Genomic DNA, 2334 nt, shown 5'->3' with positions numbered 1-2334 from the left:
GGCCGCACTGGCTATTTCTTCGAATGAGGGTTGATCAGCACCTTCACCATCGGGGCGATTACAAATGATTGCGCGGATACCAGCTTCATTTATAGCATCGATATCTGCGGCACTAATTTGAGCGCTCACGGTTGTTTTTTCGGTAATTTTGTTGAGTTTCATGATGGTTTTCCAGTTAGAGGCCGTTGACGGGGACTTTGAGCATTGGGTTGCCGTCTTTGTCGGTTGGGACCTCGCCTGCGCGCATGTTCACTTGGAGCGAGGGGATGATCAGCTTTGGCATGGCGAGCTGCGCGTCGCGTTCCGTGCGGAACTTGATGAAGTCCTCGCGTGTTTTGTCGCCGCCCACGTGGATGTTGTTGGCCTTCTCATCGGCCACAGTCGTTTCCCACTGAATATCGCGCCCGTTGGGTCCGTAGTCGTGGCACATGAACAAACGCATGTCGTCCGGCAGAGCCAGAACCTTCATGATGCTGTCGTAAAGCTCCTCAGCAGAGCCGCCCGGGAAATCGCAGCGCGCTGACCCACCGTCGGGCATAAATAGGGTGTCGCCCGTAAAGGCCGCGTTGCCCATAACGTGTACCATACAAGCGGGCGTATGGCCGGGCGTATACATGGCAAAGCCCTGCATATTGCCGATCATATAGGTGTCGCCGTCCTCAAATAGTGCGTCAAACTGACTGCCGTCCCGTTGGAACTCGGTCCCTTCGTTGAAGACCTTGCCAAACACTTCCTGCACAACGGTAATCTTGTGACCAACCCCGATTTTGCCGCCCAGCTTTTGTTGAATATAGGGGGCCGCGCTTAGGTGATCTGCGTGGACATGGGTCTCGATGATCCATTCCAACTTCAGCCCGCGCATCTCGATCTGGCGGATCAGCTCATCGGCGTGATCAAAGGTGATGCGACCGGCTGCGTAGTCGATGTCCATAACGCTGTCGATGATCGCGCAGGCATCAGATGTGGGGTCTTTGACGATGTAGCTGATCGTGTTTGTTGCATCATCAAAGAAGGCCTGAACGTCAGGGGTGATGTTCATGTTTACAGGGTACGTCATTGTCAATCTCCTTGGTCTCAGGTGCAGGTGGTGACGGCAGCCTCGCGCCACCCTAAGTGTGTGGGCGGGCAGTAGGCGGTCGTCATTCAGGGCACCGCTTTATTGGGGCACAGCGGCTGTCGTCATCCGGGTCATCAGTCGTCGCAGGGCAAGCCCGACAACCACCGCGGCGATAAACAGAACCACTTCCCAACGCCCTGTCCCAAGGGCGGGAATAGCCGCTCCGGGGCAGAACCCTGCAATGCCCCAACCGATGCCAAATAACGCAGAACCACCCACAAGTTTGGGATCAATATTGGTTGCGTTCGGCACTTGGAACGTACCGCCAAACAAGGGCTGCGCGCGGCGCCACACAGCGCGGTACCCAATCCCTGTGACAACCAGTGCACCGCCCATCACAAAGGCGAGGCTGGGGTCCCATGTGCCTGCAATGTCAAAGAAGTTCAGCACTTTGGCTGGGTTCATCATACCCGACAGAGCGATCCCGACGCCAAAGACAAGACCTGTGAGGCCAGCAAAAATCAGTTTCATTGATCAGGCTCCGAACATGTGACGAATGATAAAGACGGTGATGCCGGCAGTGGCCATAAACGTAGGCACCGCAACAAGCGACCGAATGGAAAAGCGCGATAGTCCGCAGACCCCGTGACCCGATGTGCACCCAGATCCCAAGCTCGCGCCAAACCCCACGATGATGCCGCCGATCACAATCATGGTCGGGCTTACTGGCACATCGACAGCGGGCATTGTGCCACTGACCAAGAAGATCACGCCGGGTGCGGCGATCATGCCAAGGATCATGGCGGCGCGCCACGATGCCTCTGCACGGTTTTGTGCGAAAACCAGACCGGACATGATACCGGTCGCCCCCAGAATGCGGCCAAGGCCAAGCATCAACATGACGGCGCCAAGACCAATCGCGAGGCCACCGCCAAGGGAGGCAAAAGGAGTGAAAGCTGTTTCCATGTTTATGTCCAACCTGTCTTGATGCCAGCCGCCGTCATAAAGCGTCGCGCCGTGCTACCTGAATTAGTGATCATGAATGCCTCCTCGGGACGATAACATAGCCGCAGAATACACCCCAACAGCCACGCCTTCAGTGACATTGTCACTTAAGCCATAAGAAGCTGAAAACATGCTGGAACAGTGCTTCATTTTTAGCCTTCCATTTCAGTAGGTAGGTTTGGTCTGCGCGTACTCATTGCGGCTGAACGCTCAACATGCAGGCTAATCCCAGTGATCGAGCCAAAAGGGCATGACCTTGGTTGTACGGTTAG

Annotated in this window: 4 protein-coding genes; all 4 read right to left on the bottom strand. The window is 55.7% G+C overall.

All coding sequences use genetic code 11. From position 1 onward, the window contains the following. The coding region (locus NIG5292_RS14740) for a beta-lactamase hydrolase domain-containing protein (protein WP_144412771.1) at positions 1 to 162 on the bottom strand (162 nt) is incomplete at its 3' end. Positions 163 to 175: 13 nt separating this feature from the next. Then, entirely contained in the window at positions 176 to 1057 is an 882-nt protein-coding gene (locus tag NIG5292_RS14315) for an MBL fold metallo-hydrolase (RefSeq protein WP_048600215.1), read from the bottom strand. Positions 1058 to 1156: 99 nt separating this feature from the next. Next, a complete protein-coding gene (locus NIG5292_RS14310) occupies positions 1157 to 1588 on the bottom strand; it encodes a DUF6691 family protein (RefSeq protein WP_048600214.1) in 432 nt (143 codons plus the stop codon). 3 nt (positions 1589 to 1591) lie between these two features. After that, entirely contained in the window at positions 1592 to 2023 is a 432-nt protein-coding gene (locus NIG5292_RS14305) for a YeeE/YedE family protein (protein WP_048600213.1), read from the bottom strand. Positions 2024 to 2334 lie beyond the last annotated feature (311 nt).

Origin of the sequence: Nereida ignava, from assembly GCF_001049735.1 — a bacterium.
GTDB lineage: Bacteria > Pseudomonadota > Alphaproteobacteria > Rhodobacterales > Rhodobacteraceae > Nereida > Nereida ignava.
Note: the sequence above shows the minus strand (reverse complement) of the source record. Positions and strands in the feature narration are given on the sequence as shown.

Excerpts from the sequence above, each read along its gene's own strand:
- NIG5292_RS14315 (WP_048600215.1), bottom strand. The coding sequence starts at position 1,057 with ATGACGTACCCTGTAAACATGAACATCACCCCTGACGTTCAGGCCTTC.
- NIG5292_RS14310 (WP_048600214.1), bottom strand. The coding sequence starts at position 1,588 with ATGAAACTGATTTTTGCTGGCCTCACAGGTCTTGTCTTTGGCGTCGGG.
- NIG5292_RS14305 (WP_048600213.1), bottom strand. The coding sequence starts at position 2,023 with ATGGAAACAGCTTTCACTCCTTTTGCCTCCCTTGGCGGTGGCCTCGCG.